The organism is Microbacterium sp. ACRRU (genome assembly GCF_022346945.1).
Lineage (GTDB): Bacteria > Actinomycetota > Actinomycetes > Actinomycetales > Microbacteriaceae > Microbacterium > Microbacterium mcarthurae.
Window position 1 is genome coordinate 1 of the sequence record NZ_JAKRNI010000031.1, and the last position, 15,768, is coordinate 15,768.

A 15,768-nucleotide genomic window follows, 5' to 3' on the forward strand; every position below is an offset into this window, starting at 1 on the left:
AGAAGGGGGATGCCGCGGCGGGCGACCGCGAGGGGGCCCGCCGCGGCGCCGGCTCAGCCGGTGATCTTGGCCTGGATGTCGTCGGACATGGTGGTCCACGTCGCCGTCGGGTCCTCACCCTTCAGCACCGCGACCTCGGCGACGCCCCAGAACTCCCACACCGAGCCCATCTCGGGGATGCTCGGCATCGGAGCGCCCTGTGCGCCGACCTCGCCGAAGCCGGCGATGATCGGGTCGGCGGCAGCCTTCTCGTACGCGGCCTTGAGAGCCGGCGGACGGTCGCCCGCCTCGTACAGCGCGGTCTGCACCGGCTCGGTGCCGAGGTAGTTCACGAGGAACTCGTTCGCGGCGAGCGCGTTCTGCGACTTCGCGCTGAGGTAGAAGCCCTGCACACCCACGAACGGCTGCGCGGGCTGGCCGCCGGCCGAGGGGATCGGGTCGATCGCGATGTTGATGCCCTTGGCCTCGGCATCCGCGACGTTCCAGGGCCCGGTGAGGATGAAGGGCGTCTGGCCGGAGTTGAAGGCTTCCTTGGACAGGTCCTGCGTAAGGTTCAGGTTGATCGTGCCCGCGGTGCCCTGCGCGCCGAGCCACGCGGCGAACGCCTGCCCGGCCTCGTCGCCGATCGTCAGCTGCGAGCCGTCGTAGCTGCCGTCCGCGTTGCGCGCGAAGACCGAGTTCCCGAACGAGGTCTGGAACGGGTACAGGTGGTACGGGTCGGCGTTGGCCGGGTCGAGGCCCATGACGAACGGGTACTGCACGCCGGCGGCCGCGCCCTTGGCGATCATGTCGTCGAACGAGGTGGGAGCCTCGGGGACGAGATCGACGTTGCGCATGAGCGCGATGTTCTCGGTCGCGTACGGCAGGCCGTAGACCCTGCCGTCGTTGGTGAACGCCTGGATGGCGACGTCCTGGAAGTCGGATGCCGTGTCGCCGAGCTCGATCGGGGCGACGAGGCCGTCCTGCACGAAACCGCCGAGCCAGTCGTGGGCGCCGACCGTGATGTCGGGACCCTTGCCCGTGGGAACCTGAGCGGCGAAGTCGGCCTGGATCTTCGAGAAGTCCTTCTCGATGAGGTCGACCGCGATGCCTTTCTCGTCGGCGAAGGTGGCCGCGACATCCTTGAGGGCGTCAGCGCGGTTCGCGTCGACCCAGACGGTCAGGGTGCCGGCCGCGGCGGCGTCGCCGCTGGCCTGCGGGGTGGAACCGCTGCCGGAGCAACCGGCCAGCAGCAGCGAACCGGCAGCGATGAGAACGCCGAAGCCGAGTGCGCTCGTGGATTTCACCTTCATTGGTGTGTGCCTCTCTGGTGGGGGGAGGGGCTCCAGATCGTCCAGATCGCGGACGTCATCGGCCCCGGGTGCGCATGCAAGCGCTTACGTTGCAAGCGCTTACATAGTGAAGGACGAACACCCTGGCCGCAAAGCGCCGCGCACGTCGATACCAACCTGTGATCTACCGACGGCACTCCCCTGGCCTGCGCGTCACGGCTCGGTAGAATCGCGGGATGGCCGACAGCTCATTCGACATCGTCTCCAAGATCGACCGCCAGGAAGCCGACAACGCCCTCAACCAGGCGCGCAAAGAGGTCGAGCAGCGCTACGACTTCAAAGGCACCGACGCGTCGATCGAGTGGAGCGGCGAGGCGATCCTCATCAAGGCGAACTCCGAGGAGCGCGCCAACGCCGTCCTCGACGTCTTCCAGACCAAGCTCATCAAGCGCGGCATCTCGCTGAAGAGCCTCGAGTCCGGCGAGCCGACCGCCAGCGGCCGCGAGTACCGCATCACGTCGACCCTCAAGGAAGGCATCTCGCAGGAGAACGCCAAGAAGATCGGCAAGATCATCCGCGACGAGGGCCCCAAGGGAGTCAAGTCGCAGATCCAGGGCGACGAACTCCGCGTGCAGTCGAAGTCGCGCGACGACCTCCAGGAAGTGCAGCGGCTTCTCAAGGCCGCCGACCTCGACGTCGACCTGCAGTTCGTCAACTACCGGTGACGCGCTGACGACGGCCGACGCCCTCCCCCGCTGCCCGACCTGCGGCGAGCCGCTGCGGTTCGAGGTGCTCGACGACGAGCGGTTCCTCGTGGCGTGGTCGTGCGTGGACTGCGGGCTGATCCGAACGACCGAGCCCGGCTAGAGGGCCTACGGGGCCTGCGTCGTCACTCGATGCCACCGATCAGCTGGTCGATCTCACGCTCGGTCTCGCGCCCCATCGAGCGGTCATCCTCGGGCGAGGGCATGTCACTGTCGTCGTCGACGGTGGGGTTCTCGAACGGCTGCTTCTTCTCGTTGTCCATGAAGCGATCGTCACATGCGCGGTCGCCGGGGGGCGAGGGGCTTGCCGTCAGCCCCGCAGGCGGTCGTCCCGCCACTCGACGACGACGACCTCGCCCCGGGCGGCACGCTCTTCGCGATCGCGCAGTTCGACACGACGGATCTTTCCCGAGATGGTCTTCGGCAACTCCGCGAACTCGATGCGACGCAGACGCTGGAAGGGGGCGAGATTCTCGCGGGCGAAGCGCAGGATCTCCATCGCGACGTCCTCCCCGGGCTCATGACCGGATGCCAACACGACGTAGGCCTTGGGCACCGACAGCCGCAGATCGTCCGGGGCGGGCACGACGGCCGCTTCCACGACCGCGGGGTGCTCGATCAGCACGCTCTCGAGTTCGAACGGGCTGATCTTGTAGTCCGAGGACTTGAAGACGTCGTCCGTGCGGCCGATGTAGGTGATGCTGCCGGTCTCGTCGCGGCGCGCGACATCGCCGGTGTGGAAGAGGCCGTCGGCGAACGCATCCGCGTTGCGCTCGGCATCCCCGACGTATCCCGTCATGAGGTTCACGGGACGTTCGGTCAGGTCGAGGCAGATCTCGCCCTCGTCGGCGCGCTCGCCGGTGAGGGGATCGACGATCACGACCGGGCAACCCGGCAACGGGCGTCCCATCGACCCGGGCACGAGGGGTGCGCTGTACTTCACCTCGGGCACGACGTCGAAGCCGAAGCTCGTCGAGCACACGCACGCGTCGTATCCGGTGGGGCACCTGAGCACCGTGTACTGGCTCGGGTTGGAGCCCGGCGACGTGCACCTGGCGATCAGCTCGCCGGGATGGGCGAAGCACGCGTGGAGCTGTTTCTTCGCGCCGTGGATCGCCGAGGCGACGGTGCTCGCTTTGAACTACTCACGGTTCTCGGCCGACCGGCTGCTGGCCGAACTCGAGCGCGATCGCGTGACGACGTTCTGCGCGCCGCCGACCGTGTGGCGCATGCTCATCCAGGCCGACCTCACGGGTCGTCGCGGTGCTTTGCGCGAGGTCGTGTCGGCCGGGGAGCCCCTTAACCCGGAGGTCATCGCGCACGTGCAGCGCGCGTGGGGCCTCGACATCCGCGACGGATACGGGCAGACCGAGATGACCGCGATCGTCGCCAACACACGGCGGCGCATCCGCCTCGAACGCGTCGTCGTACCGGGCCCACCCGGAGCGCGCCTCCCCCACGACGACACGGCCGAGCTCCGCCGGGGCGTCATCGAACTTGTCGGCATCTGCGGACCCGACGATGACGTGGCGGATCTCCGCGCGCGCGATGCGGTCGGCGAGGTCGCCCGGGCCGAGGGCGGTCGTGGTCGGGGCGATCACACCGCCGAGCTTCATGATCGCGAGCATCGACTCCCACAGCTCGACCTGGTTGCCCAGCATCAGCAGCGCCGCATCCCCCGTGCGCACGCCCTGGGATGCCAACCACGCGGCGAGCTGGTCGGAGCGGCGTGCGAGCTCATCGAACGTCCGCTCGTGGTGCGTCTCGTCGTCGTCGACCACGATGAGCGCCGGTCGATCGTTGCCCCGCGCCATCGGGTCGAACCAGTCGATCGCCCAGTTGAACGGCCCCTCGACGCGAGGCCACGTGAAGGACGCGGCCCGAGCCGGATCCGTGCGGGCGGCGAGCAGTTCGTCGCGCGCGGCGCGGTACAGCTCGGTGGGGGTGGTCGAGGTCATGGGGCTCCTTCACTCACCCTCTACGCTAGCCACCCCAACCAGCGGTCGAGCGCGGTGTACGCGGCATCCCTGGCCTCGGGCCGCGACAGGAACACGTCGTGCAGCGCCCCGTCGATCCGGGCGATCGTCACCTCGCGCGCGATGCGGGTCGCCGCGCGGGCGATGTCGTCCACGACGAGCACCGAGTCCGAACCGAGCATCGCGTCGCTCCATGCCAGCGCGGAGGTGGACCGAGCCGACAGCAGCACGAGCGCGGGACACCCGACGTCGACCCCGGACGCCACCCGCGCGTGGCCGGTGACCACGGCGGCGAGCCAGCCCGGGTGCGTGGGGAAGCCGCGCTCGGGGCGCCACCCGTCAGGGCTGTCGGGCAGCGACCCGACCTCGCGCTGGGCGCGGGTGTAGAACCCGAGGTCGACCGCGGGATGGGTGCCGAGCGGGTCGATGCGGGCACGGGCGTTGAGGATCGGCGCGAGCGCCTGTCGCCCCAGGGGACCGAGCTGCAGCTCGAGCCACGGGCTGTTGAGAACGACGGCGTGCGCGCGCCCCGGATGCCGCGCGGCCCAGAGCGTGAGGGTCAGTCCCCCGGTGCTGTGGCCGAGGAGCACCAGGCGCCGCCCCTGGCCCTCGGTGCCCATGGCATCCAGGGCCGCCTCGATGTCGGCGTCGTAGACGTCGAGCGCCGCAACGTACCCGCGCGTCTGGCCGGGGCGGATGCTGCGGCCGTACTTGCGCAGGTCGAGCGCGTGGAAGCGGGCGCCCCGCTCGGTGAAGAAGCGCGCGAGACCCGTCTGGAAGAAGTAGTCCGACCACCCGTGCACGTACAGCACATCGATCTCGCGCCACGCCCCGAACAGCCGCGCTCCCGGGTGGGGCATCGCGCGGACGAGCGTCGCGACGACCTCTCCCTCGTCATCCGCGCCGAGCGGCAGCGTGCGCTGCTCGAAGCCGTCGCCGAGGATGTCCGGATGCCAGTCCCCCATGGCCTCAGCCTAGGGCGACGGCATCCATCGGAAGAATGACACGACCACCCTCTCCGGGAGGACGCGCGCCCGGCCGCCGCTGCCTACCGTGAAGACATGCACCCTCGGCACTGGCTCGTTCCCGCCCTCGCCGTCGCCGCGGCATCGCTCGCGCTCGGCGGCCTCACCAGCTGGGGTCAGACGCTGCTGCCGGACGCCCTGGTGTCGTTCGCGAACTCGGCGGGAGGGTGGACGATCCTCACCTTCGGCGTGATCTGGCTGTCGCGGGTACGGCCGCCGATCGCCGCCGCGTTGGGGATAGTGTCCTTCGTGCTGCTCATCGAGGGGTACCGCATCGTCTCGGGCTGGCGGGGGTACTACTACGCCGAGCCGTTCCAGGACACGTTCACGATCGTGGGAGTGCTCGCCGGTCCCATCGTCGGAGTGTCGGCGGCACTCGTGCGGTCGGGACCCGCCGGGTGGAAGCCCGTCGCCGCGGCGCCGGTCGCCGCCGTCCTCCTCGGCGAGGGCGTCTACGGGCTGACGGTGGTCGCCGCGACGACGAGCCCCGTGTACTGGATCCTGCAGATCGTGCTCGGGCTCGCCCTCATGACGGCCGTGATCCTCCAGGCCCGCCCGCGCATCGCGCCGAGCGTCACCGGCGGTCTCGCCGCGATCGTCGGCGCCAGCCTGTTCGTCTGGTTCTACGTCTGGCTGGGGCAGCTCGGCGCGTCAGCGTGAGGGCGACGCGTTCTCCCGCTCCGCCCGCTCCTTGGCACGCTCCAGCGCGCGCTTGCGCGCGGAGCGGGCGTCCTCCTCGAGCTTCTCGGCCTTCGCCTCGTCGCGGGTGAGGTTGACGCCCGTCTCCGGGTCGAACAGGTGCAGAGAGTCCGGCGAGAACCACAGACGGGCGGTGTCGCCGGCACGGATCGCACTCATGGCATCCAGGGCCACGACGAGCTCGGTGCGCAGGCTCTCGCCGTCCAGGTCGCGGTCCAGTTCGGAGAGCTTCTCCTTCACCGTCGCGTCGGTCTCGTACGGCACGTACGCGTAGAGCACCTCGCCCAGCCACTCCGTCATCTCGATGTCGAGACCGGCGGTGATGCCGCCCGTGAGATCGCGCTCGGTGGCATCGGCGTCCTCGAACGCGTCGGGGCGGACACCGACGATCACGAGGTCCCGACCCTCGACCGCGGCCCGCAGCCGATCGTCGAGAGGGACATCGGCGAACGGCAGGCGCAGCACGTCGCCGTCGACCGTACCGCTGAGGAAGTTCATCGGCGGTGAGCCGATGAATCCCGCGACGAACAGGTTCACGGGCTGGTCGTACAGTCCGCGCGGGCTCGCAACCTGCTGCAGCTCGCCCCGCCGGAGCACCGCCACACGGTCGCCGAGCGTCATCGCCTCGGTCTGGTCGTGGGTGACGTACACGGTGGTGATGCCGAGCGAGCGCTGAAGTCGCGCGATCTCGGTGCGCATCTGACCGCGCAGCTTCGCATCGAGGTTCGACAGCGGCTCGTCGAACAGGAACGCGCTGGCGTTGCGCACGATCGCCCGTCCCATCGCGACGCGCTGACGCTGACCGCCGGAGAGGTTCGCGGGCTTGCGCTCGAGGTGCTCGTCGAGTTCGAGCAGCTTCGACGCCTTTCGGACGCGCTCGTCGATCTCTTTGTCGTCGAGGTCGCTGGACTTCAGCCGCATCGGGAAGGCGATGTTCTCGTACACGGTCAGGTGCGGGTAGAGCGCGTAGTTCTGGAACACCATCGCGAGGTTCCGGTCCTTGGGCGCCTTGTCGTTGACGACCTCGTCGTCGATCTTCAGTTCGCCGTCCGAGATGTCTTCGAGCCCGACGATCATGCGCAGCAGCGTCGACTTTCCGCAGCCCGAGGGGCCGACGAGGATCACGAACTCGCCGTCGGCGATGTCGAGGTCGACGCCCTTGACCGCGGTGAAGCCGTCGTCGTAGGTCTTGACGATGCGGTTGAGGGTGATGGATGCCATGGATTCGCTCCTTAGCCTTTGACGGCGCCCTGCGTGAGACCGGACACGATCCGGCGCTGGAAGATCACGACGACGATGACGATGGGGATGGTCACGACGATCGCCGCGGCCGAGATCGCCCCCGTGGGTTCCTCGAACTGCGATGCCCCGGTGAAGAACGACAGCGCCGCCGGCACCGGGCGGGCGGCATCCGTCGAGGTCAACGAGATGCCGTAGACGAAGTCGTTCCAGGCGATGAAGAACGCGATGATCGCGGTGGTGAACACACCGGGCGCGGCCAGCGGCACCACGGTCTTGCGGAACGCCTCGAACGGCGTGGCGCCGTCGACCTGCGCCGCCTGCTCGAGCTCCCACGGGATCTGACGGAAGAACGCCGCGAGGGTCCAGATGGAGATGGGGAGCGTGAGCGACAGGTACGGGATGATGAGCCCGAGCCACGTGTCATACAGCCCGACGACGCGCCACAGGTTGAACAGCGGCGTCACGATCGACACGATCGGGAACACCGACACCGCGAGCGCCGTGGTGAGGATGACCCGCTTGCCGGGGAAGTCGAGCCGTGCGATGGCGTAGGCGCACAGCGTCGCCAGCACGACCGCGATGAACGTCGCGATCAGGGAGATGCCGATCGAGTTGCGCAGCGCCGGCAGGAACAGGTCCTGTGCGCTGCCGCCGGGGGCGAGGATCGTCGCGTAGTTGTCGAGCGTCCACTCCTGGGGCAGCAACGTGCCCGAGAACAGACCCGCGGGCGTCTTGAACGACGTCATCGCGATTGAGAACACGGGGAACAGCGACCACACCAGGACGACCGCGATGATGACGATCCACGTGATCCGCTGGGGCCAGGTCATCGCGCGCATTACCCATTCCTCCCTGCGGACAGGTCGACTTTGAAGCCCTTGATGAAGATCCCCGCGATGATCAGCACACTGAGGAACAGCAGCACCGAGATCGCCGAGCCGAGACCGATCTCCAGCCGTCCGATCGAGGTGTTGTAGGCCAGGAGCGACAGCGCCTCGGTGTCGTTGGCACCCGCGGTCATGATGAAGATGTTGTCGAAGATGCGGAACGCCTCCAGCGTGCGGAACAGCACGGCGACCATGATCGCCGCCTTCATGTTCGGCAGGATGACGCGACGCAGGACTTCCCACGCCGTCGCGCCGTCGACCTTCGCGGCCTCCTCCAGGTCGCCCGGGACCTGCGCGAGACCGGATAGGAGGAGGAGCGAGATGAACGGCGTCGTCTTCCACACCTCGCTGAGGATGATCACGGTGAGAGAGGTTCCCTGGTAGGCGAACCAGTTGAGGTTCTCGTCGAAACCGGGGATCCACGCCAGCCAGCTGTTCACGTAGCCGCCGGAGTTGATGTCGAACGCGTAGAAGAACGCGAACGCCGAGACCACGGTGATGATGCCGTACGGCACGAGGATCGCGGTGCGGGCGAACCCGCGGAGCTTCTTGATCGCGCGGTGCATGACGAGCGCGAACCCGAACCCGAGGATGAGTTCGAGAAGCACCGTGACGACCGTGATGAAGAGTGTGACCCCCATCGACTGCCAGAACGCCGGGTCTCCGAGGATCACGGCGTAGTTGCGGAACCAGATGAACTCGCGATCGTCCGGCGCGGTCAGGCGAAGACTGAACAACGAGTCCCACAGCGCCTGCACGATCGGGTACAGCGTGACCAGCAGCATGATGCCGAACGCGGGGCCGGCGAGCATCCAGCCGAGGCGAGCCTCGGCGCGCGCACGGTCGGATCGGCGCTTCTTCTGCTTCGGTGCGGAAGGGGTGGCCTCGGTGTCGGTCCGGACTTTGCCGGCCGCGGCGATTTCGGCGGTCACAGCAGCCTCTCCCCTCTCAGCACCGCGAGGATGAAGTCCGTCGACGTCTGCGGCGTGGTGTCGGGGTTCACGGCGTTGGGCGGATGCCACGTGCGCTGGAGCCCGATCGAGATCTCGTTGTAGTACGGCGTCTGCGGCCGCGGGGCGCCGAGGTCGAGCGACTCGCGGATCGTGTCGGCCATCGGAAACTTCTCCTGCACCTCGGGGTCGTCGTAGGCCGCGGTGTTGGAGGGCGGGTTGCCGTTGGTGACGAAGTACTGCGCCTGGTTCTCGGGGCTGACGATGCACGCCACCGCCTGCCAGGCGAGGTCGGTGTGCGCGCTGTACGCGCCGACGCCGAGATTGATCCCCCCGACCGGCGGTGCGGCGGGAGTCCCGGCATCCACCCGCGGGTAGACGGCCCATCCCAGGTCTTCGACGACCTCGGGAGCGGCGCCCTGCATCGCCGGGTAGACGAAGGGCCAGTTGACCATGAACGAGCCGTTGTCGCCCTGGAACAGGTTCATGCTCGCGTTCTCGTCGGCCGTGGGCAGGCCCGAGCCGCCGAGACCGGACGAGCCGATGCGGCCGATGATGTCGGCCGCGGCGCGACCGGCGTCGGTGTCCAGTCCGAGCTGCATCTCGTCGGGGGTGGCGTCGGGGTTCTCGAGGATCTCGCCGCCCGCCGAGGCCACGAGCGCGTTGATCCACACCGTCATCGACTCCGCGAGCGCGCCCTGCACCCCCAGCTGCTTGCTCTGGTCCTCGGCTGCCTGGATGATCTGATCCCACGTGACCGGCTGCGTCATGTCGAGGCCTGCGGCTTCGGCGACCGACTTGCGGTACCAGAGCAGCTGCGTGTTGGCCCAGAACGGCACCGTGACCAGCTCGTCGTTCCAACTCGCGGACTGCACGGCGCCCTGCACGACCCCGTCGGTGTTCTGCAGGTCGTCGGGGACGGGGGCGAGGAACCCCGGCTCGGCCAGTTCGGGGATGAACGGCGGATCCAGGCTCATGATGTCGAGCGAGCGGTCGCTGGCCGCGAGACGCCGGGCGAGCTGCTCGCGCTGCGACGCGGCGTCGCGCGGCAGCAGCGAGGTCTCGATCCGGTATGCCCCGTCTGCGGCTTCCGTGCAGGATGCCGCGATCTCGGCCTGACCGCCGTCGTCGGGGTTGATGTACCACGTGAGGGTCGGCACCCCGTCATCGGCGGAACACGCGCCGAGCGTGCCCGCGAGGGCCAGGGCGGAGACTCCGGCCACGATCCGTCTGGCTCTTCGCATCCGGCCCCCTCGCGTCGTCGCGGGCACCGGCGCCCGCCGTCGTGCACTCCATCCTGCCGACGGGGGTCGATTCCGGTCGCGAGGGTTGCCTCGGCCGTGGGATGGGTGTTACTCGCGCGCGGGCGTCAGGCGGACGGGGGAGCGCCCTTCGTCCCGCGCGCGCCGCGTTGCGCCGTCCGCTCGGTCCGGAACCACCGCGGGGTCAGGAAGGACGGGAACCAGAACAGGGACAGCAGCATGATCGCGATTAGCGCGAGGACGACCACGGCGGCGACCCGCTCCACGCCCAGAGGAACGGCGTCTCCGACCATCGTCAGAACACCGAAGATCACCATGCCGACACCCATGTAGAGCACGCCGAAACCGATCGCGTACGAGAAGACGGGACGCGCGAAGGCCCATCGTCGCCAGCGACCGAGATACGCCGCCACTCCCGCGCAGATGAGGAAGACACCCATCAGGATCGCCGCGATGCTCACTCAACCCCTCCGAACGATCCTCTGGCCCCCCTCGCGCCGAGGGCTGCCCGGCGAGGGGCTGCCCGAGAGCACATCGGGTCACTCGCCGCGCGAGACCCGGATCATCTCCTCGCGCGGAACGACCTTGATGCGGGCACGCTCGTGCGGGGCACCGAGGGCGATCTCGTGCTCGTCGAGACGGTGCCAGCCCGCGAGGTCGGTCCAGCGCACACCGCGCTCGGCCAGGAGCGCCGGGATGGCCTCCTCCTCGGGGTGGGCCGGCCGCCACCACTCGCCCTGGTCGTTGATGAGATGGCGCACCGTCTCCATGGCATCCGACTTGGTGTGGCCGATGAGGCCGACGGGTCCGCGCTTGATCCAGCCGGTCGCGTAGAGACCGGGGATCCGCGAGTTCGAGTCGGATGCCAGCACCTGACCCTCGTGGTTCGGGATGACGCCGTGTCGCTCGTCGAAGGGCACGTCGGCCAACGGCGAACCGAAATAGCCCACGGCGCGGTAGATCGCCTGGATCGGCACCTCGCGAATCTCGCCGGTGCCGACGACGCCGCCCTCGGCGTCGGGGCGTGTGCGCTCGTACTTCAGCGCCGCGACCCGGCCCTCGGCATCCGTCACGACCTCGAGCGGCTTCGCCCAGAAGTGCAGGTGCAGGCGGCGGGATGCCTCTCCCCCGGCGTTGTTCGCGCCCGGGCGGGTGCGCCACTGCTGCAGCACACGGTCGATGACCTTGACCTGCTTGTTGGTCTCGATGGCGGTGCGGGAGGCCTCGTCGTAGTCGAAGTCCTCGTCGTACACGACCATGTCGACGTCGCGCAGCTCGCCGAGCTCGCGCAGCTCCAGCGGGGTGAACTTCACCTGCGCGGGACCGCGGCGGCCGAACACGTGCACGTCGGTGACGGGCGATGCCTTGAGTCCCTCGTACACGTTCGCGGGGATCTCGGTCGGAAGCAGGTCGTCCGCGTGCTTGGCGAGGATGCGCGTGATGTCGAGGGCGACGTTGCCGTTGCCGATGACCGCGACCGACTCGGCCTCCAGCGGCCACTCGCGCGGCACGTCGGGGTGCCCGTCGAACCAGCTGACGAAGTCGGCGGCGCCGTAGGAGCCCTTCGCGTCGATCCCGGGGATGTCGAGATCGGCGTCGCGGATGGCGCCGGTGGCGAAGATCACCGCGTTGTAGTGCTGCTTGAGGTCGTCGAGGGTGATGTCCTCACCGAAGCGCACGTTGCCGAAGATCCGGATGTCGCCGCGGTCGAGCACCTCGCGCAGGGCCGTGATGACGCCCTTGATGCGCGGGTGGTCGGGCGCGACGCCGTAGCGGACGAGACCGTACGGGGCGGGCAGCTGCTCGAACAGGTCGATCGACACGTCGAACTGGCGCTCGGCCTTCAGCAGGATGTCGGCGGCGTAGATGCCGGCGGGTCCGGCTCCGACGATGGCAAGGCGCAGCTTCATGGGAATCCTCTCGATCGTGATCGGGGGGTGCGGAAAAGGTCAGGCGGAGCGGTCGGCCACCGCGCGCGCGAAGCGCGTCAGGGCCTCGCGGACGGCACCGTCCGGCAGCGGAGCGAGCGCGTCGATCGCTTCCTGCGACCAGCGGTGGGCCAGGTCGAGCGTCTCGCGCGTGGTCTCGTGCTCACGAAGCTCGGTGAGCGCGTCGTCGAGGATCGCCGGGTCGGCGCCGGCGGCGATGCGGTCCTGCCCCTCGTCGATGCGGGCCCGCAGGTCGGCGGATGCCTGATCGGTGCGGTGTCCGAGGAGGAGGTAGGGCATCGTCGGAACGCCCGCGCGCAGGTCGGTGCCGGGCACCTTGCCCGTCTCGGAGGGATCGGGCGACAGATCGATGACGTCGTCGAGCAGCTGGAAGGCGACGCCCGCCTTCTCGCCGAAGACGACCATGGGGGCCTCGAACTCCTCGGGAGCACCCGAGTAGATGACACCCGATTGGGCGGCCGCCGCGATCAGCGAGCCCGTCTTGTCGGCGAGCACGCGCAGGTAGAACTCCACCGGCTCGTCGCCCTCCTGCGGGCCCACGGTCTCGTGCATCTGCCCGAGCACGAGACGCTCGAACGTGTCGGCCTGCAACTGGATCGCGCGCTCACCGCGGCGCGCCATGAGCTGGCTCGCGCGGGAGAACAGCAGGTCGCCGGTGAGGATGGCGATGTTGTTGCCCCACACGGTCTGAGCGCTCGGCACGCCGCGCCGCTTGTCTGCGCCGTCCATGACGTCGTCGTGGTACAGCGACCCCAGGTGCGTCAGCTCCAGGGCCGTGGCGACCTCGACGACCTCGGTCGTGGTGCCCTGCCCGAGCTGCGCCGTCAGGATCGCGAGCATGGGACGCACCCGTTTGCCGCCGGCCTCGTACAGATAGCGGGCGGTGACATCGGCGAGCTTGTCGGCGCTGCGTACCTCGCGCTCCAGCGTGCTCTCGACGAGGTCGAGACCGGCCTCGACGGTGGAGAGCAGGGTGCGCGCGCGCAGCCCGCCGAAGATGCGGTCACTCAGGCCCAGCTTGCCCGACAGGCGGGAGCCGGCCGCGGGCGGTCTCGGGGTCACGATTTCCAGCCTATCCTGGCGCGGTCACAGGCCGCCGACGGTATCTCGACGGTTGACAGGGCGCGCATCGTCCGGGCTACGCGCCGGGGTTGACTCCGCGGTGGAGGGCCACGATGCCGAAGGTGAGGTTCCGGTACGCCACGTCGGCCCACCCGGCGTCCCGCATCCACGACGCCAACGTCGGCTGATCCGGCCAGTCGCGGATCGACTCGTTGAGATAGTCGTACGCCTCGGCGTTCGAGCTGACCGCCTTCGCGACCACCGGCAGGACGCGGTCGTTGTAGAAGCGGTAGAGACCGTTGAACGCCCGGGACGGCGGATGCGAGAACTCGCACACCACGATGCGTCCCCCCGGCCGCGTCACACGGCGGAGCTCCCGCAGCGCGCGACGAGGATCGTTGACGTTGCGCAGGCCGAACGACATCGTCACCGCGTCGAACTCCCCGTCCTGGAACGGCAGGTCGGTGGCATCCGCCTGCACGAACTCGAGATTCGGGACGTCGCCGTGACGGCGACGGCCCTCGGCGATCATGCCGCGCGAGAAGTCGGCGGCGACCACGTGCGCACCGCTCGGGACGAACGCCATCGACGACGTCCCGGTGCCGGCGGCGAGGTCGAGGATCCGCTCGCCGCGCCGCGGCGCGACGGCCCGGAGGGTCGCGACGCGCCAGAACCGGTCGTTGCCGAGGCTCAGCACCGAGTTCGTCCGGTCGTAGGCCGCGGCCACCTGGTCGAACATGCCGCTGACGCGCTGGGGATCCTTGCCGAGATCGGCGCGGTTGGGGTCGCTGCTCACGCGTCGAGTCTAGGCGCGGGCCGCGGCGTCGGCCCCGGGTTGCGCGAGGTCGGCGAGGCGCTGCAGCCACGGCCCGGTCACCTCGTCCGAGAACGGCGCCTCACCCGCCCGCACGCGGCGCTCGAGGTCGACCGCGACGGATTCGAGGTGCGTGACGACGTCGGCCGGGTACCCGTACCGGACGCGGTGATCGTCCCACTCGTCGCGGTCGTCGATCCACGTGCCCCGTTCATCGGTCCGACGCACGACGTCGAGGTCCATGTCGACGCCCACCGGGGCCCCCTCCTCGTTCCACCCGGCATCCCACGCGAGATCGATGTAGACGGCGACCGGGTGGGGTGCGGCGTTGTGGGTGAAGGCCCAGTCACCGCTGGCGGGTACGAGCGTCACGTTCGGCTCGCGGCAGACGAACTCACGCCCCGGACGCACACTGCGCCAGCCGACCCGCTGTCCGAACCAGTCGCCCCACTCATCGGAGCCGAGGTACACGCAGTCCTGCTCCCAGTGCGGCGAGCCGTCCCATTTGCGCCAGCGGAACACGAGCCGGGTGCCGGGTGCGGGACGGGAGGTCATGCCGCGAGTCTAAGTCGCGGTCTACTGTGGGAACGTGCAGGAACCGGCGGATGACCTCGTCCCGCGTCTGCGTGTCGTCACGCGCGAACTGCCCCCGATGGAGGACGTGCTCGGCTACACCACCGGGTACGACCCGCTCTTCTGGAGCCGTCGTGGCGAGTCGCTCGCCGGCTTCGGCGACCTGCTGACGCTGCGGTACACGGGCGCTCAGCCGGGGGATGCCACGATCGCCGACCGCTGGCGGCGCATCGCCGCAGCCGCCGAGGTCGACGATCCGGTCCGCCTTCCGGGCACGGGTCTCGTGGCGTTCGGGTCGTTCGTGTTCGATCCCCGGTCGGAGCGCGAGAACGTTCTGCGCGTCCCGGGCACGATCGTGGGTCGCTACGGCGGGCGCGCGTGGGTGACGCGCATCGCCTTCGCCGACACCCCCGACGAACCCGAGCCCGACCTGCCACCGCGGTCGCCGTTCGGCCCCCACTGGTCGGCCACCCTCGGCCCCGGTCAGCAGACCGCCGAGGGGTATCAGGATGCCGTCCGCCAGGCCGTCGAAGCGGTGCACGGCGGCGAAGTGGGCAAGGTCGTGCTCGCGCGCGACATCACGGGAACCGTGCCGGCCGGCTCCGACCTGCGGCGGCTCGCCCGCGCTCTCCTCGAGGGCTACCCGGACTGCTGGGTGTTCGCCGTGGACGGGCTGATCGGCGCGAGTCCCGAGACCCTCGTGACGGTGTCCAGCGGCACCGTCACCGCTCGCGTCCTCGCCGGCACGGTCGCACGCGGCGGCGACGCCGACAGCGACGTCGCCGCGGCTCTCGCCCTGACCGAGAGCGCGAAAGACCAGGAGGAGCACCGGTTCGCCGTGCAGAGCGTGCTCGCGGCCCTCCGGCCGCACACCTCGGCGCTCGCCGCCGCCGAACAGCCCTTCACGCTCAAGCTTCCCAACGTCTGGCACCTCGCCACCGACGTCGAGGGAGAGCTGTCGGAGGCGGCATCCGCGCTCGACCTCGTGGCGGTGCTCCACCCCACCGCCGCCGTCGCCGGAACCCCCACGGCGGCCGCGATGGAGGTCATCCGACGACTCGAACCGTTCGACCGCGGCCGCTACGCCGGGGCGGTCGGATGGATCGACGCCTCGGGGGACGGGGAGTGGGCGATCGCGCTGCGATGCGCCCAGATCGACCGCGCGGCCCCGTCGTCGCCCACCGCCCCGATCACGGCGTACGCGGGCGCGGGTATCGTCGCCGACAGTGTTCCCGAGTCGGAGCTGCTCGAGACGCGGGTGAAGTTCCGGCCGATCGTGGAGGCTCTGGCCTGA

At 69.6% G+C, this 15,768-nt stretch carries 15 protein-coding genes and 3 pseudogenes; 4 read left to right on the plus strand and 14 right to left on the minus strand.

The genetic code is table 11. The features are described 5' to 3' along the window. Positions 1–53: 53 nt before the first annotated feature. On the minus strand, positions 54–1,292 hold the full coding sequence (locus MHY30_RS12480; RefSeq protein ID WP_239277221.1) for a maltose ABC transporter substrate-binding protein: 1,239 nt from the start codon (positions 1,290–1,292) through the stop codon (positions 54–56). Between the two features lie 215 nt (positions 1,293–1,507). Here MHY30_RS12480 and MHY30_RS12485 point away from each other — a divergent pair, with 215 nt between their 5' ends. Beyond that, positions 1,508–1,996 carry a YajQ family cyclic di-GMP-binding protein gene (locus MHY30_RS12485; protein ID WP_239277222.1) on the plus strand — a complete coding sequence of 163 codons (489 nt, stop codon included), beginning with the start codon at positions 1,508–1,510 and terminating at the stop codon, positions 1,994–1,996. A 164-nt stretch (positions 1,997–2,160) separates the two neighbouring features. Here MHY30_RS12485 and MHY30_RS12490 read toward each other — a convergent pair whose 3' ends face one another. Together MHY30_RS12490 and MHY30_RS12495 are read right to left on the minus strand one after the other, a co-directional pair. After that, the gene (locus MHY30_RS12490; protein WP_239277223.1) at positions 2,161–2,298 is read right to left on the minus strand and encodes a hypothetical protein; all 138 of its coding nucleotides are present in this window, start codon (positions 2,296–2,298) and stop codon (positions 2,161–2,163) included. Positions 2,299–2,345: 47 nt separating this feature from the next. After that, positions 2,346–2,963: pseudogene (locus tag MHY30_RS12495) on the minus strand (AMP-dependent synthetase); the annotation flags it as partial. On the opposite strand from MHY30_RS12495, the pseudogene MHY30_RS12500 reads away from it, so the two are divergent. After that, positions 2,896–3,384, plus strand: a pseudogene (locus tag MHY30_RS12500) (AMP-binding protein); the annotation flags it as partial. The pseudogenes MHY30_RS12495 and MHY30_RS12500 sit on opposite strands and share 68 nt — an antisense overlap. A gap of 189 nt (positions 3,385–3,573) precedes the next feature. On the opposite strand, the pseudogene MHY30_RS12505 reads toward MHY30_RS12500, so the two are convergent. Continuing rightward, positions 3,574–3,993, minus strand: a pseudogene (locus tag MHY30_RS12505) (AMP-binding protein); the annotation flags it as partial. A 20-nt stretch (positions 3,994–4,013) separates the two neighbouring features. Further along, a complete protein-coding gene (locus MHY30_RS12510; RefSeq protein ID WP_239277224.1) occupies positions 4,014–4,976 on the minus strand; it encodes an alpha/beta hydrolase in 963 nt (320 codons plus the stop codon). Positions 4,977–5,072: 96 nt separating this feature from the next. Between MHY30_RS12510 and MHY30_RS12515 the strand changes: the two genes are divergently transcribed. Beyond that, positions 5,073–5,696: a DUF6518 family protein gene (locus tag MHY30_RS12515; RefSeq protein ID WP_239277225.1), complete on the plus strand. Its 624-nt coding sequence runs from the start codon at positions 5,073–5,075 to the stop codon at positions 5,694–5,696. Here the strand turns inward: MHY30_RS12515 and MHY30_RS12520 are convergent. The 9 genes from MHY30_RS12520 to MHY30_RS12560 form a co-directional block, all read right to left on the minus strand. Further along, a complete protein-coding gene (locus MHY30_RS12520) occupies positions 5,688–6,956 on the minus strand; it encodes an ABC transporter ATP-binding protein (RefSeq protein WP_239277226.1) in 1,269 nt (422 codons plus the stop codon). The genes MHY30_RS12515 and MHY30_RS12520 overlap by 9 nt on opposite strands. An 11-nt stretch (positions 6,957–6,967) precedes the next feature. Beyond that, positions 6,968–7,816: a carbohydrate ABC transporter permease gene (locus tag MHY30_RS12525; RefSeq protein WP_239277227.1), complete on the minus strand. Its 849-nt coding sequence runs from the start codon at positions 7,814–7,816 to the stop codon at positions 6,968–6,970. Next, positions 7,816–8,796: a carbohydrate ABC transporter permease gene (locus MHY30_RS12530; RefSeq protein ID WP_374204610.1), complete on the minus strand. Its 981-nt coding sequence runs from the start codon at positions 8,794–8,796 to the stop codon at positions 7,816–7,818. The genes MHY30_RS12525 and MHY30_RS12530 overlap by 1 nt, the downstream gene beginning before the upstream one ends. Beyond that, the gene (locus MHY30_RS12535; RefSeq protein ID WP_239277228.1) at positions 8,793–10,058 is read right to left on the minus strand and encodes an extracellular solute-binding protein; all 1,266 of its coding nucleotides are present in this window, start codon (positions 10,056–10,058) and stop codon (positions 8,793–8,795) included. Before MHY30_RS12535 ends, MHY30_RS12530 begins: the two co-directional genes overlap by 4 nt. Positions 10,059–10,183: 125 nt before the next feature. Further along, positions 10,184–10,537, minus strand: a complete 354-nt coding sequence (locus MHY30_RS12540) for a hypothetical protein (RefSeq protein ID WP_239277229.1) — start codon at positions 10,535–10,537, stop codon at positions 10,184–10,186. Positions 10,538–10,615: 78 nt separating this feature from the next. Next, positions 10,616–11,986, minus strand: a complete 1,371-nt coding sequence (locus MHY30_RS12545) for an FAD-dependent oxidoreductase (protein WP_239277230.1) — start codon at positions 11,984–11,986, stop codon at positions 10,616–10,618. A gap of 39 nt (positions 11,987–12,025) precedes the next feature. After that, positions 12,026–13,087, minus strand: coding sequence for a polyprenyl synthetase family protein (locus MHY30_RS12550; protein WP_239277231.1), 1,062 nt, complete (start codon positions 13,085–13,087; stop codon positions 12,026–12,028). Positions 13,088–13,163: 76 nt separating this feature from the next. Then, on the minus strand, positions 13,164–13,883 hold the full coding sequence (locus tag MHY30_RS12555; RefSeq protein WP_308192661.1) for a demethylmenaquinone methyltransferase: 720 nt from the start codon (positions 13,881–13,883) through the stop codon (positions 13,164–13,166). Between the two features lie 9 nt (positions 13,884–13,892). Continuing rightward, positions 13,893–14,456: a DUF402 domain-containing protein gene (locus MHY30_RS12560; RefSeq protein ID WP_239277232.1), complete on the minus strand. Its 564-nt coding sequence runs from the start codon at positions 14,454–14,456 to the stop codon at positions 13,893–13,895. Positions 14,457–14,553: 97 nt separating this feature from the next. Between MHY30_RS12560 and MHY30_RS12565 the strand changes: the two genes are divergently transcribed. Continuing rightward, the gene (locus MHY30_RS12565) at positions 14,554–15,768 is read left to right on the plus strand and encodes an isochorismate synthase MenF (protein ID WP_239277247.1); all 1,215 of its coding nucleotides are present in this window, start codon (positions 14,554–14,556) and stop codon (positions 15,766–15,768) included.